We start from the raw sequence: 23401 nt of genomic DNA on the forward strand, positions 1-23401 counted from the left end.
TTTTAAGTTGATTTTAGTTGCGCTATATCATTAATAAAAGAATTGTTTTCAACATCAGAAACCTTTAGATCTGCTTGTAGTATATCGATTAATTTTCCATAATCATTTCTATAATCTACTAAAACTTTCTCTGTTAAATTATGTGTTCCCATAACTGCAAATGGCGGATAATAAATCATTCCACATAAATTTGCAGTTTGCTCAAATGGTCTTAAAAATTGTTTAATGGTAAAACTATTATAGCCTTCAGAACAATACACTTCTTTTGAACCTCCAGTAGTAATAGCATTTAGGCATATTTTATTTTGTAATGCTTTACCCTCTGGACCATAAGCCCAATTAAACTCTAACACCATGTCAATCCATTGTTTCATTAATGGCGGACAACTATACCAGTAAAAGGGATGATGCCAAATAATAATATCATGCTCTTCTAATAATTGTTTTTCCTTTAAAACATCTATATGAAAATCTGGATATTGCTCATATAAATCATGAAAAGTAACATGTTCTTTATCTTTAATATGGTTTATTAAAACTGTATTTACTCGAGATTTTTCGAATTTAGGATGTGAAAATAAAACAAGAACTTTTTTCATATTATAAATGTAATTAAAAAACAAATAACTTTAAATAGTTCATTTTAAGTTATTAAATGAAATGAAATCTTAATTCCTTGAATAATCATACCGGTTCCAATTATTGCTATAATTAACCCCATTATTTTTCCAATTACAGAAATCACATTATGACCAACTATGCGAACGATTAGATCACTTAATCTAAAAGTCAAATATGTTAGTAAGCTCATGGAACCGAATATTAGAATTACCAAAATAATATGAATAGTTTCTACATTTGAAACAAAATTCATTGCAGTTACAATGGTTCCTGGCCCTGCTAAAATTGGTATAGCCAAAGGGGAAACAGCAATATTTTCATCAATATGAACATTATCCAGCGTTTTTACATTAGATTGTTTTGACTGAAGCATATCAAAACCTATAAAAAAGATTAAAATTCCACCAGTAATTTTAAAGGCTGGAATACTAATGTTAAATAATTCGAAAATATACTTTCCCAAAAGCACAAAAACGGCAACAATAATAAATGCTATAAGATTGGATCGTTTGTTTATATCATGCTTCGTTTTCTTATCTGCACCTTGTGTTAAAGATAGAAAAACAGTCATATTGGATATAGGATTAGTTATAGCAAAAAAGGCTGTAAATACTGTAATTGAAAATGTAATTAGATTATCCATTTTAATAAAAATTTAATCGTGCAATAACTTGAATATCTTCTATTTCACCAAAGGTTTTTAACTTTTTTTAAGATTATTTAAATTCTAAAAAAAAACAATCTTTGTTTACGCTTTATTATTTACAATTAAAACAAGAGTTTGAAGTATTTCATATAAGAAATGCTGAGATTAATAGTAATTATTCTCAGCATTTAATTTTTAAATTATTGTAGGATTGTATTAGAATTTTAAACTTTCTAAAAAAGCATTTACATTTTCTTTAGATTCTCCTGTTTTTTTCTGAATTCTTCCTACTAATTCATCTTCTTTTCCTTCTTGGTAGTTTAAATCATCATCGGTTAAATCTCCCCATTTTTGTTTTAATTTACCTTTAGCAATATTCCAGTTTCCTTTTAATTTGTCTTCTATCGCGTTCGTCATTTTATTTGCTTTTTTTAAGTTAAATAAACCACTATTGGCTTACACTTTCAAAAGTAACGCTAAACAAAAATAAACCTTGACGCTATCGATTTAAAAATTAGTTCATATCAAAATAAAAGAAATCTAATATTTAAATCAAATGCTTAGTTATCTCTAGTAAATTGTTCATTTTAGTTGCATCATAAGCATCTGGGTGTGCATTACTAAAGCCACCTTTATCATTATCAAAATACTTACCGGACTCGTTTTTATAAGCTTCAGATATTGCTAAGTCGTAAAGAATTTCTACACCTTTTTCTGCTGGAGACCAATGTTGTCCGTAAGCTTCTTTAGCCATTTTAGTATTTAATAAAGAACCTGGATTTACAGCAATAGTAGTGATATTAGGGTGCTGCTTAGCAAAATGAAAACTCCACATGGTTAATGCCAATTTACTTTGTGCATAAGCATCGCTTGCGTTAATAGTAACAACTCCTGTAAGAATACCTTTTTTAACGGTAGATTGTGCTGCAGAACTTAAATTAATAATTCTTGTATTTGCACCTTTTTCTAAAACAGGTACAATTGACTCCGTTAAAATATAAGGCGCTAAATAGTTAACAGCCATTCTAATATCTAATCCGTCTTTTGTTTTCTCCAAAGGTGCTTTAAAAATTCCTGCATTGTTTATTAAAATATCAATACTTGTAATATTATTTTTAATTTGTGCTGCCATTTGTTTTACAGCATTTAAATCTGAAAAATCGGCAACAAATCCTTTTATATTTTCGTTGTTTGAAGCGTTTTTAATTTCGGCAATAACACTGTCTACTTTAGCTTTGCTTCTTCCATGAACATATACTTCATGGCCTTCTTTAGCTAGTTTAAGAGCAGTAAGTTTTCCTATACCGTCTGTACTTCCTGTGATTAATATGGTTTTCATTTTTGTTGTGTTTTATTGAAATGTCAATTAGAGAGAAGTTCTCGATACTATTTTTCTTCAGAAATTCTTCTGAAGAAAAATCACTCGAACTGACATTCTGCTTTTATTGCAATGTATTCTATTTTTTATTCTTTTTAAAACGGTGCAGCTGCATCTTTTGGTCCATCTGGTAAGCTCCAACGTTGACGGGCTGTAACGTTTTCTAATGCAACATCTTTAATTGTATTACTACTGATATTTCCGTAGCTACTAGTGCTACCACGAGGAATTTGCATTTGATCTCCGTATAACCAAACTACCAAGTTACTACGTTGTCCGCTAGTAATTGGATGTGTAGCATGTGGTACATTACCTCTGTGAAGGATTGCTTTTCCTGGTTCAAAAATGGTTTGCACTGTTTTTCCTGAAGCTTTATCATAAAAATCAACTTCAGATCCTGTAAATACTTCATCAGGTAAGTTAATATTAATATTTAAAGTAGCTGCTGAAGCATCTGTGTGTGCATGTAAATCTTTATCCTTATCTGGATTATATTGAATTGAAAAACCAAAAGTTTGGTTATCGTAACCATAAGTACCAAGCAATAAACGTGCAATTGGACGCATAAAACGATCCATCATGTCGTTATAAAAGGCTTGGAAACTTGGCGCAGCTAAATGACCTTCAGAACGTTCATCTAACATCATTCCATAACGGTTTAATTGTATGCCATATGGTGCACGCTTAGGAATTTCAGAATTAACGACAGCTTCTAAATACTTACGGAATTCTGCTAAGCGTTCCACATCAAAAAACTGTGCAACATAAACACCAGGAATAATTTCTTCCCATAAATCGGCAACAGCATTTTCTTTTTCTGGGTTTTCCCAAGCATCATTTATTACTTTTCGTAATTCTGGATCAAGCAGCGATTCATCAGGAATTAGTAAATTGTCTTTGTTTTCCATTTCCCATGTTGCCCATGCTTCTTCCAGTAATTTTCTGTTGCTATTCCAAAAATGAGATACGGAAGGTTCACGTTTTAATGAAGCTTCGCGAGTTGGTTGCGTAAGTGCACGTGCTTGTTCTAGTGCATTTGTATTTGTTATTGTTTTCATGATTTATATATTTTAATTAATAACTACTGTTATTGTAATTGTTTTAAGCAAAATTAAGGCTAAAAGATAGATGGTGTTTGGTAGTAAAAATGGTAGTTTTAGTAAAAAACAAGGTTTGCAGTATGTAAATGAAAAATGCCCCTAAAAAAGAGGCATTTTAACTACTAATCAACTTAAAAGGATTTATAAAAAATCCATTTATTTTTAATGCTCTACCACTATTTTTCCAATAGCTTTTCCGCTTGCTAAATGTGCATAAGCATCTCCAACTTGTGCTAATGAAAATTGATTTTCATCAACAATTGGCGTTAAATGTCCTTCGTTTGAAATTTTAGCTAATGTTTCCAAAATGTTTCCGTGTTTATCTCTATTAAAATTATGCAACATTGGGATTAACATAAATACTACGTGTAAGGATGCACCTTTAAAATGTAATGGCGTTAAGTCTAACTCACATAATGAAACTGTAGTAGAAATATGTCCATTTAAAACAACTGCTTCCATAGAATTGGTAAGATTTGCACCACCAACCGTATCAAAAACTACATCAAAACCACCATTGGTATATTTTGCGGTATAATCTGCTACTTTTTCGGTTTTAAAATCGATAAAGGTTGCGCCAAACTTTTCTACAATAGCTTTTTGATTATCGCCTGTACCTGTAGCAAAAACTTCAGCACCAAAATATTTAGCCAATTGTACAGCTAAGTGTCCAACGCCTCCAGAACCACCATGTACAAGTACTTTTTGTCCAGCTTTAACTCCTGCTCTTGTTAAACCTTCGTAAGCTGTAATTGCTACTAGTGGTAAAGCTGCAGTTTCACGCATGGTTAAATCTTTTGGTTTGTGTGCCATTAAATTACTATCTGCAACAATATATTCGGTTAAAGTTCCTGGTAAATCTGCAAGTCCGCCAGCACAACCATAGACTTCATCTCCAACAGCGTAACCTGTTACACCTTCTCCAACTGCTTCTACAGTTCCTGAAAAATCCATACCTAATAATGCTGGAGCAGCTGGTGATAATGGTAAATCTGATCCCATATTTTTAATCATCGTATCAATAGTATTAACGCTTGATGCTGCTATTTTTACTAATACGTGATTCGCTTTTACTTCTGGTTTTTCTATTTCTGAAACTTCGAAATTTCCGTTTTCTCCGTATTCTTTAATTAACATTGCTTTCATTTCTATTTTCTTTTTTAATTTATAATTATTGTTTTTTATTAATTTACTGCTTGAATATCCATTACCATTTGCTCCCAATTCTTTTGATTGTTATGATCAAATTGAGCACCATTATCATCTGCATATTGAAAACGTTTTACTGCTGGTGTTTTACTGGTTGCCTGAAATAATTGATATGCCTCTTCTTTTAGAGCGTCTTTTATTGGTAAATCTATAGATGCATATACAGCGCGCTTTGATGCTGTAATAGAGTCTGCAGGAAATTTTGAAATACGTTCTGCCAAAGCATCCACATAAGGACCAATTTCATCTGCATCTAAAGCTTTGTTGATGGTTCCGAATTTTTCAGCTTCGTCTGCATCCCAATCTCTAGCACCTAAAATAATTTCTAATGCTTTTCCTAAACCTGCTTGTCTAGCCATACGTGATGCACCACCCCCACAAGGTAAAATGCCCATACCTACTTCCATTTGCATGAATTTGGCTTTTCCTCTAGCTGCAAAACGCATATCTAAAGCTAATGCCATTTCGTGTCCGCCACCACGAGCAAAACCTTCAATTTTTGCTATAGTTGCTTGTGGTACATTACTTAATCTTTCTAAAACAGCTTGTAAGTCTAATAGCTGAATTTCATTTCTTGGAACAGCTTCTGTAGATAAATCTTTTAATAAATCGGTATCATAATGGCAAACCCAATATCCTGGATTAGACGATTCAAAAACTATAACTTTTACACTTCTATCGCGTTCCAATCGTAAGCAAAGACTGCTTAAATCTGCTAGCATTTCTTGTCCCTGTACGTTTACTGGTCCGAAGTTAATGTCAACCGTTAATATTGCTCCTTTTTGAGTTGCGGTAAATGTTTGAAAGTTCTTGTAGTTCATGATGTTATTTTTAAATTATTGTGTGTTTATTAATTACACTGCAAATTTAAAATAGACACCAAGCTTTTATTTGGTAGAAAACAAAGTGGTATTAGTAAAAAAAGAGGTTTCTTGTAAAAAACTAAGCTAAAAACTAGGCTAAACTCGCTTTAAAAGCACTTAAACTGGTGCCTTTATAGGCTTGAAAGGTTTTGTTTAAATGACTAGAATCTGTAAAACCGAGTTCTGCAGCAATTTCAGAATATTGCAAATCGGTATACTTCAACCTTGTTTCTACTAATTTTAATTTATAATTAATGATGTATTTTTTTAACGACACATCGGTATGTTTTTTAAAATATTCACTGATGTAATTATCTGCCATATGAAATTCTTCTGCCAAACTTTTGGTAGATAATACTTCGGAATTATAAATATTAGAATGAATATAATTGATGATTTGCTGAATTTTTGAAGACTTTACTTCCTTTACCGAATCTGAAGTATTTATAAACTGAATATTTCTGGCAATTAAATGAAGGATTACCGATAATGAATTTTCAATAATAAAAATATCGAAAGATTGTTTGTTTAAATATTCGGTAGCCACCATATTAATTAAGGATACTAAATGTGATCTGTCTGCATCGGTTTCTAATTGCATTTCACGAAGTTCGTGACTTTCGCTATTTAGAATTTCCTCAATTTTACGAAACCAATCGTTTACTGGAAGATTCGAATTTTGCGAACTTGTTTTTCTGAAAAAGCTCTTTAAAAACTTTATAGCTACTGTAGTTGTAGCCGATTCGGCATTAACGATATAAATATCATCTGGAATAAAAACAAAGACACTCTTTGGTTTGTAATTTACCGTTTTACCATTAATTTTTATGGTTCCTGTACCTTTTTCAAAATAAAGAATTTCGAAAAAACGAATGGTAGTATATTTACAAAACTCAAAAAATGTTTGGTCTTTGTATTGCGCAATGACAATATTTTCGATAATCGTTCTTGGCATGTAAATCTTTTTTTAAAGGTACTAAATATTTAAAATAGAAGAAGCCACAACATGGTGACTTCTTCTTGCTATTAATCCATAATTAGGGATTCAACTATTTTTTTAATTTAATATTTATTTTGAAATCACTTTATAATTTCCATTACTTCTAATATATAGAACCGTTTCTTTTTCTGCTGAAATTATTGAAGTAGCATTTTCTTCTGCTCCAAAATAAGATGGTGCGTTTAATTCCTTTTTGGCTTCTTTTTTAGAAAACTGGTGTAAAATTCCACCAGAAATAACTACAGCTCTAAAATTTGGACTTAAATTTTTAATTTTTCCTTTAAAACCAGCTGGTAATTTTATTAAAGAAGCACGTAATTGATTTTTTTCGTGGCTTCCCCATAAAAAAGCAGTTTCTACATTACTTTTTTCTGAAATCCATTCCATGTCCTTAGCGTTTAACCATACTAAATTGGTTTTATCTACATTAATTGGTCGTTCCCCATTATCAAAAGCTTCTTCTGTTGGTTGTACTAAATATGGTCCTTCTTGTATATCTAAAAAAGCCATATTTTCTTCACCATCTGCTGCAGTAATATGCGCTTCTCCTGCTGGTTGTTGCCAGTAAGATCCTGCTGGTAGCCATTGTTTCTCTGCATTTTCATCATCATTATGCAATAAACCTTTAATGACCACACCACGATACGTAATGTTGTGAATGTGTGGTGGCGAAGAAAACCCTTTATTGAATTTTACTAAAAAACCTGCTGGTTCATTTTTGGTTCTGTCTCCCCAAAGTTTTCCTGCGGCTGGACTTTTATCGCCTCGTAACGGATTTAACCATCCCCATTCTACAGCATCTGCAGTTACTACTTCGTTTATAGACTTAATATTGTCTATTGTTGGTGTCTGTGCGTTTACAAAAACTCCTGAGACTAGTGCTAATGCGATTAAAATATATTTTTTCATAGCGTTTGATTTGAATAGAAATAAGAATTATATTTCTGTGAATAATTCACTTTCTGGTAACCTAGATTTCGGTGTTTTATCAGTTGAATTAAAGTCAGATTCTGCTCTGTAACCTATTGAAACGGCAACTAAAGCAGTGAAACCTTTTTCTCTTAAACCAAATTCTTCATCTAAAGCTTTTACATCTATACCTTCCATTGGAGTAGCATCAATACCTAAACTAGCAACGCCTAATAAAAAGCTTCCTATATTTAAGTATACTTGTTTTTCCATCCAGTGTTGCTGGTCTTTTAAATCGTATTTATGAATACCTGCAAAAGCTTTTACTGCACCTAGGAATCCGTTTTTTATGTCTTCATTTGGAAATCTTCCATTTTTATCTTCAGTATCTGCAATATGATTAAAATACGTATCGTCAGCATCAGTTTTAACACAAAATAATACAACGGCTGAAGCGTTGGTTACTTTAGGTTCATTAAAATGAAAAAAACCCTGTGTTCCTTTTGCTATACGTGCTTTACCTTCTGTAGTTTCTGCAACAATAAAATGCCAAGGTTGCAAGTTTACACTCGATGGACTCATTCTTAATAAGTTTTTGACTTCCCCCATATCTGCTTCAGATATTTTCTTAGTTGCGTCATATTCTTTAGTTGTGTACCTCCAGTTTAATGTTTCTGATAAATTCATTTGTATATGTATTTTTTAGTTGACTAATAATTATACTATAAATAGTATAGTGCAAATGTAATTGTAGTATCTATTTCTCACAATAACGGTCAAAAAGGATAGTATAAAATATTGCACTTAAAAAAAATGTAAACCCAACAATATCAACACTTTTAGTCGAATGTTAAATTTACTATAAAAAGTATAGTTGTATAAATAAGTATAGTATTCTATCTTTGCTAAAGATTTAATACTTAAAAAATAATTATGTATACGTTTAAAGGAAAGGAATATCCATGTTGCGCCAGTTTAACCATGGGAATTATTGGAGGAAAATGGAAAACGGTAATTATGTTTCATTTAATTGATAAAACACTTCGTTATAATGAATTAAGAAAAGAAATGCCATCTGTTACCGAACGTACATTGAGTTTACAATTAAAAACTTTAGAAGAAGATGGAATAATTAAAAGAAAGGTTTACACCACTAAACCTCCTTTAAAAGTCGAATATTCGTTAACCGAATTTGGTAAAACATTGATTCCGGTTGTGCAATCTATTGCAGATTGGGGCGTTTATGCTGTTTCAGAAAAAGTTGCTATTATGGAATAACCTTTTTTAATAATAGTGTACTTCCCTTGCTTATAACCTAAATAAAACTGTTTTTCTATTTTTTTAAAAAATTTAAATAAAACACTAATAAACAAATAGATACATGTAATTTAGGTGGTGTTTTACATTTAATAGTCCTTCTACAGCACTAAAACTATTTTATTATTCTAATAATATATATATCTTAGTAACGCTATTAAATCAATTTACACTTATGAAAAACGTACTTTTAACGTACTGTTTGTGCCTTTTTTCCATCCTTTCATTCTCTAAAAACAAACCAGCTTCGGGTCTGTTATTTGATTATGATGTTTACGAAAAAACACCTACTAAAGCAAAAAACGTCGCATTTCAAGATGCGGATGCAAAACAACCTTCTACTTCTTTAAAAGAATTTGTACCAGAAATAAATAATAAAAGTGATTACGATGCATTTTTGGGTGGGTTTTCTACCAAAGAATTCCCATTAAAACACAATACTACACGAGCAAATATTTTTGTAGATCCAAATAAAGCATTGATATCCTTTATTAATCTAGATAGTCAAAATATGATATCTATAGCTACTAAATTAGAAACGTCCCTTGAAAAAATTCAATAAACATATATCTCATCTAATTCTTGCTTTTTTGGTTTGTACCTTTTCTTCTGCACAAGAACTAAAAATGTGTGGCTATTTAGGATATCAAACCATAGACGAAGTTAATTCTGCTTGTGATTTACAAGGTTTTAAAACAGGAGATAATAACACGACGGCTGCTAGTAATGCGGTAGACGAAATATTAAACAAACTCGGTCTTTTTAGGAATTTTAAAATTGAAGAATGCACCAACATCAATAATGCAATTGCAGTAACCATGCCGGATGCTACTGGAGGATTTGAGCGCTATATTTTATACGACAATAACTTTTTTGATGCTGTGTCCTCTTCTACAGGAAATGACTGGGGAAAAACAAGTATATTGGCGCACGAAGTTGGTCATCATTTAAACGGACATACTCTTACTGGAAAAGGAAGCTCGCATAAAGTAGAATTACAAGCAGATGAATTTGCTGGTTTTGTATTAGCAAGAATGGGATGCTCTCTAGAAAACGCCCAAGCAGCCATTAGTAATTTACTTCCCGATAAAGCTTCCGCATCGCATCCTGCAAAAAAAGATCGATTAAATGCCATGGGGGAAGGCTGGAGTCGTGGTTATGGTAATGCATTTGACCCATCTGATTTTAACCGTAAAAAAGGAAGTATTCTAGAGTCGGATGAATATATAAATGCTTCCGAAGAAGTACGAAAACAAAATGCCATCAATGCTAAAGAAATACTAAAAAATGAAGAAGCTATTTCAGATTCTAGCATGAAAAACAATATCATTATTGAAAAGCTTTCTAATAGTGATGCGCTAATTCAGGAAATGACTGCCTCATTAGTTTTAGCAAATTATATTGAAGCTATTGGCGGTTTTGATAGAATTTCTAAAGTAAGAACGCTGTACAAAAAATCGAACATAAAAGAGCAATACATAACGGTTGAAGAAGAGCAAACTTTTTTAAATCCGCAAACCTATAAAATTGTTACTTACGAAAATGATTTAAGTCTAATAAAAGAGTTAACAAAAATTATTAAAGACGGAAAAATCTATGAAAGAGAGGCTCATAAAATGAGCAAGAAAAAGAAAAAAGATATTCAAGATTATGTTTTCGAAACCAAAAAATTGGAAGGTAGTTACCAAACAGATGTGAGTTACTTTAAAGAATATGGAGCCATTATTAGTAATGCAGATATTCAATTAGATGGTGTATATAATGTACAAGGAGATTTATGTTTTCTAGTAATAATGCCATCTCAAGAAACTATTTTAACAGGTGTTAAAGGAAGAATAAACAAAAGAGTTCAAGCTGAATTAGGAGATACTCCTATTAAAAAGTACGAGCTAATTTCTACCTACAATTATTACCATATAGAAACTGGCCTACTAACTTGTAGCCAAGAAGTTAAAGGTTCTTTATATAGAAATGAAGAAGGCAAGGAAAAAGAATCTAATATTAAATCGAAAACAACAACCTTTTTTGATGCTTATGATACTTTTGAAGGCATCAAATTCCCAACCACAAAAATGGACCTAGGAAGATATACAAGTTACAATAAGACACACACATTAGTTGAGATTAATATCAATCCAAGAGTACATCCAAAAGATTTTAAAACCATAAAACCACAACCCTAACTAAATCCATTATTTATGAAAAAATTAAAATTATTTTTTGCAGTAGCTTTTCTTTTTACTACCATGACCACTACGCTAGCCCAAGAAGTTAGAATGTGTGGCTTTTTAGGATACCAAACTGTAGAAGAAGTTAATTCTGCTTGCGACTATCAAAACGCAGAAGCAGGTGGAGATTCTACTGAAGCAACAAAAGTAGTAGATCTAATTCTAGCTAAAACGGGCCTTATTAGAAATTTTAAGGTAGAACAATGTAACGATATTAATAACGCACTTGCTGTTACTATGCCTAATGATGGTGGTATGGATCGTTATATTTTATTTGATAGTGCTTTTTTTGATAAAGTTTCAAGCACCACAGGATCTGACTGGGGAAGCACTTCTATTTTAGCCCACGAAATCGGGCACCATTTAAATGGACATACTTTAAACGGCAGCGGAAGTAATCATGCTATCGAACTAGAAGCAGATGTGTTTTCAGGGTTTGTATTAGGAAGAATGGGATGTACTTTAGAAGATGCGCAAGCTGCAATTTCTAAAATTTTGCCAGACGAAGGTTCTAGCACACATCCTGCAAAACAAGATCGATTAGATGCTATTGCTAAAGGATGGGAAAACGGAAAAAATAAAATTATTGAAATACCCATGCCAGAAGATGTTGCAGAAGATGCAATTACTGCCCGCATGATAATGGCAAAATATATTGATGCTATTGGGGGTCAAGAACTAATAGGAAATGTAAAAAGCATAAGAAGTGTATCGGAATCCTCTATTGCTAAGTATGGTAGCAGTACAGTTCTTAAACAAACCTATGCTTCACCACATTTATGGCGACAAGATATAGATATCTTTGTTAAAGGAAAAAAATCAGCAACAACAGGAGGTTTATATAAAAATGGTTATGGCTATAGTTTAAAATTAGATGGTAGCGGCTGGGTTAAAGGCGCTAGACTTTCCGATTTTTATATCAACGATATTAGTTTTTTCCCTGAGTACTCTGCATTATTAAGTGATAAAGGGGTTAGCTATGAAGGTGTTGAAGATATTGCTGGTACACTTTATTACAAAATAAAGTTTGACCCTTTAATTACTGTGGTTAATATATCGAACGGTCAAAGCACTAGTAATACCACACAATACAAATTCTATAATATGGAAACAGGATTATTAGAACAAACTGAAACATTGGTTAAAATCGTAACTGTTTCTGGTAAAAAGAAAAAAGAAAATATTGTTGAGAGTGCTCAATTAATGACACACTCCGAATACACAGAAGTGGATGGTGTTTTATTTCCTTTTAAATCAAGCCTAAAGCTACCACAATTTGAGTCTATTACAATTGTTAAAGAACAAGAAGTGAACCCAGAAGTAGATATGACACTATTCGATTTAAACTAAACCAATAATGACGCATTCTAAAACAAAGTTTCTAAAATACACCATCTTATTTTATTTTTTAAATGTATTTGCATTGCAAGCACAAGAAATAAAAATGTGTGGTTACCAAGGTTATCAAACTGTAGACGAAGTAAACTCTGCCTGCGATTTACAAGGTGCAAATGCTTCTAGTTCTAGCACAGAAGCTGCCACTATGGTCGTCGACAATATTTTAGATAAAGTAGGTCTTTTTAGAAACTTTTTAATAGAAGAGTGCGAAGATATAAACAACGCTCTTGCGGTTACTATGCCGCTAGAAGGTGGTGATATAGAACGCTATATTTTATACGATCAAGATTTTTTCAGTAAAGTATCTGCATCTACTGGTACAGATTGGGGAAACACAAGCATTTTAGCTCACGAAGTTGGGCATCATTTAAATGGACACACCTTAAAAAGTGGTGGCAGTAATCATAAAATAGAATTACAGGCCGATGAGTTTTCGGGTTTTGTTTTAGCAAGAATGAAATGCTCATTAAAGGACGCACAAAGTGCAATTAGTAATTTATTACCCGATGAAGCTTCATCTACACATCCTGCAAAAAAAGACAGATTAAATGCAATAGAAAAAGGCTGGAATCGAGGTAACGGAAAAGTAATTCCAATTAAAAAAATTGAAGATGTAAAAAAGGAAATTGAAGAAATTATTGTTGAAGAGAAAAAAGAAGAAAATAATAATGATGAAAATGAAGTAGAAGAAATCATTGCTAACACCGAAGAAGAACTTATTCAAGCTATTCTTGGTCGTTATATTGAAGCTATTGGAGGTCAAGAAAAAGTATCTCAAATAAAAACCTTTTATCAAGAACGCAAAATTATTTCTAATATAAAGATAAATGGTGAAGAAATGAAATCTGAATTAACGAGCAAACTACACTTTTTAAAACCTTCACGATTGTACCAAAAAATGACAACTAAAACAAAAGAAAATGAATCCGAATTGGAGAGTTTAATTGTTGATGGCAAAACTTATATTAAAATGAATTTAAATAAAGATTGGGTTTTTCAAAAGGATATCCAATCTACTTTTGTAAAAAATAGTACCAGTTATGTCATAGAATATTCGCAACTAATAAATAATGCAAAAGCTACGTATCTTGGAATAAAAACAATTAACAATATTAAATGTCATGCCGTAGAATTCGATAAAATAGAATTAGCAACAAACATGGAAATGATATCCACCAAATATTTTAATTTAGAAAGCGGATTATTGTATTATGAAGATCAAATAATTATAATGAAAACTACTTCAACTGAAACAGTTTCTAAAATAACCTATACTGATTATAAAGAAGTAGACGGTATTCTTTTTTCGTTTAGACAAGAACAAGAAATGGAAATAAAAACGCAAAACCAAAACATGAAATCCAACGCTACTACCCTATTTAGTGATATACAAATTAACCCAACAATGGATACTTCAAAATTTGAAATAGATGATTAAAAAGTTAACACTAATAGGCTTATTTTTTACTAACATTGCGTTTTCACAAAACTACCAAACCACAGAAGAAATAGACAATGCTTGTGCACAATTAGGATTTATGGCAGATGAAGAAGCTGAAATTGCTGTCGATAGAATTTTAGAGCAAATTGGTTTGTTTAGAAACTTCGTTCTACAACAATGTCCTGATATAAATAATGCAGTAGCTAAAAACATTAAAACATCAACGGGTGATGTTATGCGCTACATTTTATATGATAATGATTTTTTTAACCGTATCAATGACAAAGCAGCTAACGATTGGGCAGCAATAAGTATTTTAGCACATGAAATTGGACATCACTTAAACGGACATTCACTTAACAATAAAGGTAGTAACCATAAATACGAGTTAGAAGCAGATTATTTTAGCGGTTTATCTCTTGCCAAAATGGGAGCTACTTTAGAACAGGCTCAAAGTGCAATTAACACTTTAAAATACGAAAAAGCTACACGAACACATCCTGCTAAAAAAGACCGATTATTACAAATAGAAAAAGGTTGGAGCTTTGCAAATGATATTGAAAATCAAGAGGAAGAAGAAGAAGTGGTTTCTAAAAATATAATTGAAGATTTCCCTGTATATCCAGGATGTTCAGGAACCAATTCTGAATTAAAAAAATGCTTTAATTTAAGTCTTAGAAATCATTTAGTTAGTAATTTCAATGCAGGTATAGCAAATGAAATTGGTTTAACCTCTAGATGCATTAAAAAAGAAAAAGAATACAATGAAACCACCAATGAATATACCGAAAAATGTACTAAATATCAACCCATAAAAATTCATAGTATGTTTAAGGTTTCTAAAAATGGCGACGTCGTATTTATTGGAGCAAGAGCTCCACATACAGAATTGCAAAATGAAGCAGAGCGAATTATTAATTTATTACCAAAGATGATTCCAGGAAAACTAAAAGGTAAAAACGTTAGTGTTCCTTTTTCTTTACCCATCGCATTTATAATTCAATAATTAGAAATATGAAACTAAAATTATTATTTTTTCTGCTTCTTTGTACACAAATTACTATTTCCCAAAACTACCAAACCATCGAAGAAATAGACGATGCTTGTGCACAACTTGGCTTTAGCAGTAATGAGGAAGCAGAAATAACAGTCGATAAAATATTAGATGCTGTTGGATTGTTTAGAAATTTTATCATTCAAGAATGTCCCGATATTAATAATGCAGTAGCAAAAGTTATTGAAATATCTGAAGGATATAAAGAACGCTACATTTTATATGATAATGGCTTTTTCAACAAAATTGATAATACAGCCAAAACAGATTGGGCTTCCATTAGTATTTTAGCGCACGAAATTGGGCATCACTTAAACGGTCACTCATTAAATAATGAAGGCTCTAATCATAAATTTGAATTAGAAGCAGATTACTTTAGTGGCTCTGCCCTAGCAAAAATGGGTGCAAGTTTAATAGAAGCGCAAAGTGCCATTGCAACCTTAAGATATGAAAAAGCAACACGTACACATCCTGCTAAAAAAGATCGTTTAATTGCCATTGAAAATGGTTGGAAAAAAGCAAACCATATAAAAAAGGTTGTAGTTAATACTAAAGAAAACGATAACATTATTGTTTTTGATTTAAACAAAGATTTACAAGAAAAAAATCTCAAAAAAGGTTTAGATTTATATAATTTAAGCCAATATATTAGTGCTGCAGAACACTTTGTAAAAGCATTTCAATATAGTAATGGTAAAGAAACAATATACTTATATTATGCAGCTTCGGCATATGTTTCAGAAAAAAATTACGATCAAGCACTAAAGTACTATTTAACTATTTTAAGAACTGGAATAGAAACATTAGATGCTGAAAAACAAAATTTAGTATATAAAAATATAGGCTTAATTTATAGTATTCAAAATCGTAATGATGAAGCATTAAAATTCTTTGATTTTATATTGCGAAAAAATCCAAATGATGTTATTATTCTTCAAAATAAAGCTAATGTATATTATAATTCTGGTGACCTTGTAACCTTTGAAAAGGAGCTAAAAAAAATAGAACGTATCACTCCTGAAAATATAAATGTTATATATAATCTTGGTGTACTGTCTATGGAAAAAAAGAACATAAACGATGCCATTACATATTATAAAAAGGCACTAAAAATTAACCCAGAACACAAAAACTCCCTATTAAATATTTCTGCCGCTATTTTATCTCAAGAATTGCCAATTGTTGAAGAAATGAATAACCTAGGTACTACTCCTTCCGAAAACAAACGTTATGACGAATTAACAGTAAAGCGCATAGCGCTATATAAAGAGGCAACAGTGTATTTAGAGCGCTATATTGCTGTTGATAGCAGTAATATGGAAGTATTAAACACCACATTAAACGTGTATAAAACAATTGGAGATCAAAAAAACATAAAACGCATAATGAATTTGCAAAATCAACAATAATATGAATGTTACGCATCAATTAAAACTATTTCTTTTTATTAGTATCCTATCAAGTATTAGCATTGCTTATTCACAAAATTACCAAACTATTGAAGAAGTAAACGATGCTTGTTCTCAACTAGGTTTTAATAGTGATGAAGATGCAGAAATTGCTGTAGATCGCATTTTAGATGAAATCGGTTTATTTCGAAATTTCACCATTCAAGAATGCCCTAATATTAATAACGCAGTAGCTAAAAACATTGAAATATCTCCAGGTCAGAAAGAACGTTATATCTTATATGATGCAAACTTTTTTGACAGAATTGAAGAAAAGGCAAACAATCGTTGGGCAGCAATAAGTGTTTTAGCACATGAAATTGGGCATCATTTAAATGGGCATTCTTTAAATAATGAAGGTTCTAATCATAAGTTTGAATTAGAAGCCGATTATTTTAGCGGACTAGCTTTAGCTAAAATGGGTGCCTCTAAAGAAGAAGCACAAAGCGCTATTATGACGATAAAATACGAAAAAGCTACAAGTACGCATCCTGCTAAGAAAGATAGGTTAATAGCTATAGAAAACGGATGGAACAAAGCAAAAGGTATTACCAATGTAAAAACGGTAGAAGAAGAAAACGAAGACATTGCATTTGATTTGTATAGAAAAGGTGAAAAATCATTTGAAAACCATGAATTTAGTAAAGCTTTACAGTTTTTTGATGAAGCGAAATCATTAGGCTATAAAGATGCGTATTATTATTTATCACATATCTATTATACAGGATTATCTGTAAAAGTAGACTATAAAAAAGCATATACCTATGCAAAAGAAGGCTACGATTTAGGGTCTATTCCTGCAACCTATCAGTTAGGTAAGTATTTGGCAAACGGAACAGGTGTTTCTAAAAATAAAACTGAAGCAAATCGCTTGTTTCAAAAAGAATATCAAATAAAATGGTTTAAAGATCAATACAGTAAATACAAAACACCTTTTCATGCCTATGCTATTGGTTATATGTATTCTGAAGGATATGGAGGTGTACAAAAAGATGAAGAAATTGCCGTAATGTGGTATAAACATGCAGCTGTTAGTGGTAGTCTTACTGCCATTGGTAATTTAGGGGTATTATATGAAGAAGGTAATGGAATATCAAAAGATATAAACGAAGCTGTAAAATACTATAGAAAAGCAGCAGAACTGGGACATGTTAACTCCATGACTAATTTAGGCTCTAAATATAGAGCTGGTGAAGGAGTTACAAAAAATATAGAAACTTGTATTTATTGGTATGAAAAAGCGCTAGAAAATGGAAGCCCAGAAGCCATGGCGAAATTAGGTAGTATGTATATTAAAGGGAAAGAAATAGAACAAGATATAACATTGGGACTCTCCTATTATGAAATGGGATTAGCTTATAAAACATCTTTATATGGCGATATTGGAAATTATTATTTTAATAACTTTAATAGACAAAAAGCATATGAATATTATAAACTTGGTGCAGATCTAAATGACGTAACAAGTATGTCTAATTTAGGATTGTGTTATGATGGAGGTTACGGAACAGAAACCAATTGGGAGAAAGCTGTTTATTACTATAAAAAAGCAGCAGCGCAAGGTAGTGCTTTTTCCATGCGAAACTTAGGCGAATTTTATTACTTTGGTGTAGGTGGTTTATCTCAAGATACCTATAAAGCTAAACGCTTGTTTCAAGAAGCTGCCGATTTAGGTAATGATTTGGCAAAAACCTATCTTAAGGTTATTAAACATATAGAAAATAGAGATTACGTGTTGGTTTCTAATTCTAATTATGATAATCGTTTATATATTACTGAAGAAGAAATTGCTGAAGAATACCCAGCTTATCCGTACGTTTATGAGAACTATTATGGCAATTGGGTTCTTAAAGTAAATTACCAATTTGGTAGTAATACGCGAGCGGTTCAAATTTTTCCAATTACGCAAGAAACAGAAGATAATGATGAATTATATTTTAAAAATTATTCTCCTTGCGCTCCTTTATATAAACCAAATGGATCGCATGATGTTTCTATTAGAAATGTAGATAGCAATGGATATAGAGCAATAAAATATCTTTATTATCAAGGAATATTTCATCTAGATTCTGGTAAAGATAAAGTAATGATAAAAGCACCTGTTGCCTTATGTTGGGTACCTAAAGAAAAGACTATAGACTAATGAAGATTTCTAAAACCAGAAAACTACATATTTAGGACACGATACAAAACCAAAGTTGGTATCGTTTTTAGAACTAACAATTTGGTTTTATTAGAACCCTTTAATAGTGTAAAATTATATTCTTAGGAAACAAAAGAAATACTTTGTAGCTATTGCAAATGTACTGTTAATTAAAAGCACTACACTTCTAGTTATATTCTTTTGTTTCCTAAGTATTAAAACCCGAAACCAAGTTTAAAAGCTACACGCGTTCCATCATCACTATTAAAGGCAGAAACATTTGCAGTAAACATATCTATCATTGTTACAAAAACACCACCTCCAAAAGAAGTATTCCAACGATCATTATTATAAGTAGTATTGGAAACTAAATCATTATCTACCCAAATACGACCGTAATCTGCACCACCATAAACACCTAGACTTATTGGTATTAATTTTGTTTTAAGGCTTAAAAATTGAAGACGTAAATCGGTACTTTGCACCAAAGCACTTTTACCAGTAAAGCGTTCGTTTCTATATCCACGTAAACCTGTGTTTGCCCCTAATGTTGCCGCTTGATAAAACTCAAAATTATTCCCTAAATTAAAATGTCCAGAAAAATTAGTAGCTAAAACTAATTTACCACTTGGTATTAATTTATAATCAAAACCTAGTTCTGGTATAATATAACCAAAGCCTTTACCAGAGTCTACATTATTTTTAAAACCGATTTGTAAGCCAAATTGCATACCTAAAGTAGGAAATGCTTCATTATCTTTATTTTCAAAAGAATATGTTGCATCTGCACCATAAAATGCATCACTTACTTCATTCCCTTCACCAATAAATTGATTTATAAACCTTCCGTTAGTTCTTTCTACTTCATTCGATTCGTACAAAATTCCTGCTTTAAAATAACCACCTAACTGCCCTCTCCATATTAAAGCTGGTTGTATTCCAAAAGATCTTATTTTAACACGATTATAATCCATATTTACGATGTCATCTGCTTCAAAATTAGGAGTAGAATTACCATAATCAAAAAAGTTGATTGCATAATTTGGACTATTAAAATGCATATCTAATCCAAAATTTAAGCCTTTAAAAACATTAGCAAATTCTCCATTATAATTTAATTCAAAACCATTGGTAGCAAAATAATACGCTGCTGAAACGGTATGCTGAGCAGTAAATGGGTTTCGCTCAAAACCATAAACAGTATAAGTGTTTGAAAGTCCTATTTTTAAACCATCATCTGGATTAGAACCAATGGTAGGCAAAAGTTCGTTTACATTATTTTTTAATTTTTTATAATCGTACACATTGGTTTCATAATCATCTGTGAATTTTTGGTGTCCATTTTTAGTTAGTATGGTGCTTTCTTTAGACTTATAATCATAAAAAGTTATTTTTTTTCCTTGTTCAATATTATAAACATCGTGGTTTTGCCCTCCAATTAATCGCACTCGCATTTGATTTTTAGTATCGTTTCCATATACATGAAACGTATCATCATCATCTAAACCATAAATCCATACTTCTTTTGTTTGCTTATTATCATAAATGCATTCATGGAAAACATCTGCTTTTTCCCCTCCTTTAATTCTATATGCAGTAACCTTTGTTTTTCCGTTAGGTAAACGCTCAATATCAAACCAATCGTCTTTATTTGTTCCTTTTAAAACTGCATATTTATTCACTAAATTGAAATAACGATCTGCTATTTTTTGAAGATTTGCACGACGTGCTTTTAAGGTTTGTTTAATTTTATCGGTTACAGCACCTCTAACTTCTTCCGGGAAATTTAAAAAAGCTTTGTCTATAACTTCATCTGTAATTCCTTCTTGAATAGTTTTTACTTGTGCATTCCATACTGCTTTATCCGATTGCACAATAAACTCCATATCAAGCGGGTACGGTTCTACATTTACCCCTTTAACATCTACTAAATCATCATCATATTTTCTTAACAATCTGGCCATTGGTAGCACTGTTACAGCTGATGTAAGTAATGCTCCGTCGGACATGATAGAAAAAACCTGATCTCTATCTCTTGGTAAAGGTCGGTATATTTTTTTTCCATTTTCTTTAAACTCTAACCAACGCCATTGATCTTGGTGTCTATCCCAATCGCCAATTAACATGTCGAATAATCTTGCTCTAATATAAGCAGCTTCATCCATTACTAAATCTTCATCTTTATGCAACATAGCCATAACATCCGAAGTACTTAAAACCGTATTTGAGAACCCAAAACTAGCTTGGTCTCCATGCCCATCAGAGGCATGTTCTTCAATCATATATAACTCATCACCAAACTGTGCATTAAAGTCACCTAAAGCATTTTGTTTTGGCACATAATATAATTTTGGATTTAAATGATATACTCCAATAGCATCCGACAAATCACCAACTGTAAGAAGTGCATAAGGATGTGAACCTGTAAATACATCTAGAATTAAATCTTCGGCTGCAGTATCATCAAAATTCCCGTCCAAATACTGGTCTTTAAAAAAGGCAGCTTGTAAATACTGTGTACCTTGTTTACGAACCGCACGCATTACATATTGTTTTTTACCATCTTTTGTAATTAAACGAAGGGATTTAGACTGTGTTCCTCCTCCTCTTCTACCAACAGTTACACCTCCAAAAAGTGTATCTAAATTTACTGTTGGAGCAGTAACTTTAGTACTATAAGTATCTCTATACCTTTCTCCCCAAAGAAACTTAGTAAAACCTGATTTATCGGTTTCTTCTTCGGTGTAAATTGAAGCTGTTTTTTCTTTCGGAAAAGTTTCTGGGTATATTGTATCTATTGTATTAACATCTGGCTTTAGCACTTGGGTTTCAAATACTATTTTATCCTCTTCAACCGAATAAAAACGTACATACGAAGAACCATCGTTAAACACATCAAGTCTTGCATACCCTGGAGTTCCATATGAGAATTGCCCGCCTCCAACGTTTCTAGTTGGTGTTACTTTAGAACCAGAACCACTAACTATTTGACGCATATTGTCTTGCACCAAATATTGTAAATTATGTTCGTGACCGGAAACAAAAATGATTTTACTATTTTCTTGCGAAATAGTAACCAGACGTTTTCTTAGTTCGTTATATCTTTTGTTTTGTATATCGGCATTAGAAACTCCTGTGGTAATACGCAATAAGTTTTTTAGCGAACCTAAAACTGGAATTGGAGACATATGACTTTTAAAGCTATATTGCCCTCCATGTAAACCATTAGTATAGATAGGATGATGTAATGCAACAATGGTAGTTTTACCTCTAGCTTTTTTTATTAAGCTACTGTATTCGTTAAAAAAAAGTTCTCTGGTTTTAATTTCACAATCATCATTAATTGTAGGATGATTATTCCAGTTTGTTACAAACCATTGTGTATCTATTAAAATTAATTCCACATCATTAGATACATGTACTTTTTCTATAGGGCAACCATTTTCTGGTAAAAAGGTGTCTTTTCCTAAAGCTTTTTCAATAAACTTTTCTTGACGTTTTAATCCTTTGAGACCATCACTATACCAATCATGATTACCAGGTACAAAAATGGTGTTTCCTTTAAAATCTGCAGTAGTTTGTGTCTGCATATTTAATTGATGCTCTGCAAACTCTCTTTCTTTATGGTCTTTACTCGGTAAGCCTTTTGGGTAAATATTATCGCCAAGAAAAATAGCTGTACTGTTTTTTGAAGCTTTAGATAACTCTTTTTTAAATACTTGCAGTGTTTTTGAAGATGTACCTAAAGGAGAATTGCCTCCATCACCTATTAAATAAAAAGAATGTGAAATTTCTTTATTTGGGAAATTGGTTTTTACTATTGTAGTGTCGTACTGAGGTTTAAATGTAGCACAAGAACTTATCAGTAAAAAACAAAATAATTTATAGAGGGATTTTTCAGTCATTTATCCATAGAATTTAAAGCTCTAAGATAAAGATAACTGCGCTTTAAAAATATGCAAATACTAAATAATTATGTTTTATTCGGCTTTTAGTGATTTAATATCTGTAATCAGTTGAGCTACAGAAGCTCTGTTTAAACCATTATAGATTCCACGTATATGCTTATTCTTATCAATTAACAAAAAGTTTTCGGTGTGCAGAAAATCATCGATACTTTTTGGTTCACCTAAATCGTTTTCAACAAAATAATGATCTCTTCCTAGGTTATAAATTTGATTTTTATCGCCTGTAACCAGATGCCATTTATGGTCTATAACGTCGTAGTTTTTAGCATAAGTTTTTAAAACTGAAACGGAATCTGTATTTGGCATTACCGAATGCGAAAGCAATAAAACATCCTTATCCTCTTTAAAAACTTCTTGTACTTTTGCCATGTTTCCTGTCATTTTTGGGCAAATACCTGGGCAACTAGTAAAAAAGAAGTCTGTTATATAAATTTTATTTTCGAATGTTTTTTGCGTAACCTTTTCACCTAATTGATTCGTTAATGAAAAGTCTGGAATTTTATGAAACGCTTTTTCTCTAGCTGTGTTAGGAGTTATCCATTTAGGAGTAAAAGATTCTTCATCGTAATATGGTAGATACTCTACCCTACTATTTTCGACTACTTTAATATTTTCTTTTTTCAACTCTTTTTTACAGCTGAAACACATTAAAACAAAGAGGATAGGTAGGTATTTCAT

The 23401-nt window shown here is 31.6% G+C and carries 20 protein-coding genes; 8 read left to right on the plus strand and 12 right to left on the minus strand.

Translation table 11 applies throughout. The features are described 5' to 3' along the window. Positions 1-2 precede the first annotated feature (2 nt). The 10 genes from ACVC3Y_RS10760 to nfsB form a co-directional block, all read right to left on the minus strand. On the minus strand, positions 3-599 hold the full coding sequence (locus ACVC3Y_RS10760) for an NAD(P)H-dependent oxidoreductase (RefSeq protein ID WP_303423418.1): 597 nt from the start codon (positions 597-599) through the stop codon (positions 3-5). Positions 600-643: 44 nt separating this feature from the next. Continuing rightward, positions 644-1264 carry a MarC family protein gene (locus tag ACVC3Y_RS10765; RefSeq protein WP_303423420.1) on the minus strand — a complete coding sequence of 207 codons (621 nt, stop codon included), beginning with the start codon at positions 1262-1264 and terminating at the stop codon, positions 644-646. A gap of 219 nt (positions 1265-1483) precedes the next feature. Then, positions 1484-1684, minus strand: coding sequence for a CsbD family protein (locus tag ACVC3Y_RS10770; RefSeq protein WP_452226886.1), 201 nt, complete (start codon positions 1682-1684; stop codon positions 1484-1486). Positions 1685-1814: 130 nt separating this feature from the next. Beyond that, positions 1815-2606 (minus strand): SDR family NAD(P)-dependent oxidoreductase, encoded by a 792-nt coding sequence (locus ACVC3Y_RS10775; RefSeq protein ID WP_452226887.1) that lies wholly within the window; start codon positions 2604-2606, stop codon positions 1815-1817. Between the two features lie 134 nt (positions 2607-2740). After that, the gene (locus tag ACVC3Y_RS10780) at positions 2741-3703 is read right to left on the minus strand and encodes a 2OG-Fe(II) oxygenase (RefSeq protein ID WP_452226888.1); all 963 of its coding nucleotides are present in this window, start codon (positions 3701-3703) and stop codon (positions 2741-2743) included. A 204-nt stretch (positions 3704-3907) separates the two neighbouring features. Then, positions 3908-4891, minus strand: coding sequence for a zinc-dependent alcohol dehydrogenase family protein (locus ACVC3Y_RS10785; RefSeq protein ID WP_452226889.1), 984 nt, complete (start codon positions 4889-4891; stop codon positions 3908-3910). 38 nt (positions 4892-4929) lie between these two features. Further along, positions 4930-5775, minus strand: a complete 846-nt coding sequence (locus ACVC3Y_RS10790) for an enoyl-CoA hydratase/isomerase family protein (RefSeq protein ID WP_452226890.1) — start codon at positions 5773-5775, stop codon at positions 4930-4932. Positions 5776-5908: 133 nt separating this feature from the next. After that, positions 5909-6772 carry an AraC family transcriptional regulator gene (locus ACVC3Y_RS10795; RefSeq protein ID WP_452226891.1) on the minus strand — a complete coding sequence of 288 codons (864 nt, stop codon included), beginning with the start codon at positions 6770-6772 and terminating at the stop codon, positions 5909-5911. A 114-nt stretch (positions 6773-6886) separates the two neighbouring features. After that, positions 6887-7726, minus strand: coding sequence for a DUF4437 domain-containing protein (locus ACVC3Y_RS10800; RefSeq protein ID WP_452226892.1), 840 nt, complete (start codon positions 7724-7726; stop codon positions 6887-6889). A 27-nt stretch (positions 7727-7753) separates the two neighbouring features. After that, a complete protein-coding gene (gene nfsB, locus ACVC3Y_RS10805) occupies positions 7754-8413 on the minus strand; it encodes an oxygen-insensitive NAD(P)H nitroreductase (RefSeq protein ID WP_303423429.1) in 660 nt (219 codons plus the stop codon). Positions 8414-8659: 246 nt separating this feature from the next. Between nfsB and ACVC3Y_RS10810 the strand changes: the two genes are divergently transcribed. From ACVC3Y_RS10810 to ACVC3Y_RS10845, 8 genes are all read left to right on the plus strand, one after another. After that, complete coding sequence (locus tag ACVC3Y_RS10810; protein WP_303423431.1) at positions 8660-9004, plus strand: winged helix-turn-helix transcriptional regulator; 345 nt, start codon at positions 8660-8662, stop codon at positions 9002-9004. Positions 9005-9218: 214 nt separating this feature from the next. Next, positions 9219-9605, plus strand: a complete 387-nt coding sequence (locus ACVC3Y_RS10815; protein WP_303423433.1) for a hypothetical protein — start codon at positions 9219-9221, stop codon at positions 9603-9605. Next, entirely contained in the window at positions 9589-11226 is a 1638-nt protein-coding gene (locus tag ACVC3Y_RS10820; RefSeq protein ID WP_452226893.1) for a hypothetical protein, read from the plus strand. The genes ACVC3Y_RS10815 and ACVC3Y_RS10820 overlap by 17 nt, the downstream gene beginning before the upstream one ends. A gap of 15 nt (positions 11227-11241) precedes the next feature. Further along, a complete protein-coding gene (locus ACVC3Y_RS10825) occupies positions 11242-12621 on the plus strand; it encodes a hypothetical protein (RefSeq protein ID WP_452226894.1) in 1380 nt (459 codons plus the stop codon). Between the two features lie 7 nt (positions 12622-12628). Beyond that, positions 12629-14107 carry a hypothetical protein gene (locus tag ACVC3Y_RS10830; protein ID WP_452226895.1) on the plus strand — a complete coding sequence of 493 codons (1479 nt, stop codon included), beginning with the start codon at positions 12629-12631 and terminating at the stop codon, positions 14105-14107. Beyond that, positions 14100-15116, plus strand: a complete 1017-nt coding sequence (locus tag ACVC3Y_RS10835) for a M56 family metallopeptidase (RefSeq protein WP_303423436.1) — start codon at positions 14100-14102, stop codon at positions 15114-15116. Before ACVC3Y_RS10830 ends, ACVC3Y_RS10835 begins: the two co-directional genes overlap by 8 nt. 8 nt (positions 15117-15124) lie before the next feature. Continuing rightward, on the plus strand, positions 15125-16573 hold the full coding sequence (locus ACVC3Y_RS10840; protein WP_452226896.1) for a tetratricopeptide repeat protein: 1449 nt from the start codon (positions 15125-15127) through the stop codon (positions 16571-16573). Position 16574: 1 nt separating this feature from the next. Continuing rightward, positions 16575-18755, plus strand: a complete 2181-nt coding sequence (locus ACVC3Y_RS10845) for a sel1 repeat family protein (protein WP_452226897.1) — start codon at positions 16575-16577, stop codon at positions 18753-18755. Between the two features lie 215 nt (positions 18756-18970). On the opposite strand, the gene ACVC3Y_RS10850 is transcribed toward ACVC3Y_RS10845, so the two are convergent. Further along, positions 18971-22660, minus strand: coding sequence for a metallophosphoesterase (locus tag ACVC3Y_RS10850; RefSeq protein ID WP_452226898.1), 3690 nt, complete (start codon positions 22658-22660; stop codon positions 18971-18973). A gap of 75 nt (positions 22661-22735) precedes the next feature. Next, on the minus strand, positions 22736-23401 hold the full coding sequence (locus ACVC3Y_RS10855) for an SCO family protein (protein ID WP_452226899.1): 666 nt from the start codon (positions 23399-23401) through the stop codon (positions 22736-22738).

The organism is Lacinutrix cladophorae (genome assembly GCF_053604645.1).

Coding starts and splice junctions, on each gene's coding strand:
- ACVC3Y_RS10760 (WP_303423418.1), bottom strand. CDS start 599: ATGAAAAAAGTTCTTGTTTTATTTTCACATCCTAAATTCGAAAAATCT.
- ACVC3Y_RS10765 (WP_303423420.1), bottom strand. CDS start 1,264: ATGGATAATCTAATTACATTTTCAATTACAGTATTTACAGCCTTTTTT.
- ACVC3Y_RS10770 (WP_452226886.1), bottom strand. CDS start 1,684: ATGACGAACGCGATAGAAGACAAATTAAAAGGAAACTGGAATATTGCT.
- ACVC3Y_RS10775 (WP_452226887.1), bottom strand. CDS start 2,606: ATGAAAACCATATTAATCACAGGAAGTACAGACGGTATAGGAAAACTT.
- ACVC3Y_RS10780 (WP_452226888.1), bottom strand. CDS start 3,703: ATGAAAACAATAACAAATACAAATGCACTAGAACAAGCACGTGCACTT.
- ACVC3Y_RS10785 (WP_452226889.1), bottom strand. CDS start 4,891: ATGAAAGCAATGTTAATTAAAGAATACGGAGAAAACGGAAATTTCGAA.
- ACVC3Y_RS10790 (WP_452226890.1), bottom strand. CDS start 5,775: ATGAACTACAAGAACTTTCAAACATTTACCGCAACTCAAAAAGGAGCA.
- ACVC3Y_RS10795 (WP_452226891.1), bottom strand. CDS start 6,772: ATGCCAAGAACGATTATCGAAAATATTGTCATTGCGCAATACAAAGAC.
- ACVC3Y_RS10800 (WP_452226892.1), bottom strand. CDS start 7,726: ATGAAAAAATATATTTTAATCGCATTAGCACTAGTCTCAGGAGTTTTT.
- nfsB (WP_303423429.1), bottom strand. CDS start 8,413: ATGAATTTATCAGAAACATTAAACTGGAGGTACACAACTAAAGAATAT.
- ACVC3Y_RS10810 (WP_303423431.1), top strand. CDS start 8,660: ATGTATACGTTTAAAGGAAAGGAATATCCATGTTGCGCCAGTTTAACC.
- ACVC3Y_RS10815 (WP_303423433.1), top strand. CDS start 9,219: ATGAAAAACGTACTTTTAACGTACTGTTTGTGCCTTTTTTCCATCCTT.
- ACVC3Y_RS10825 (WP_452226894.1), top strand. CDS start 11,242: ATGAAAAAATTAAAATTATTTTTTGCAGTAGCTTTTCTTTTTACTACC.
- ACVC3Y_RS10830 (WP_452226895.1), top strand. CDS start 12,629: ATGACGCATTCTAAAACAAAGTTTCTAAAATACACCATCTTATTTTAT.
- ACVC3Y_RS10835 (WP_303423436.1), top strand. CDS start 14,100: ATGATTAAAAAGTTAACACTAATAGGCTTATTTTTTACTAACATTGCG.
- ACVC3Y_RS10840 (WP_452226896.1), top strand. CDS start 15,125: ATGAAACTAAAATTATTATTTTTTCTGCTTCTTTGTACACAAATTACT.
- ACVC3Y_RS10845 (WP_452226897.1), top strand. CDS start 16,575: ATGAATGTTACGCATCAATTAAAACTATTTCTTTTTATTAGTATCCTA.
- ACVC3Y_RS10850 (WP_452226898.1), bottom strand. CDS start 22,660: ATGACTGAAAAATCCCTCTATAAATTATTTTGTTTTTTACTGATAAGT.
- ACVC3Y_RS10855 (WP_452226899.1), bottom strand. CDS start 23,401: ATGAAATACCTACCTATCCTCTTTGTTTTAATGTGTTTCAGCTGTAAA.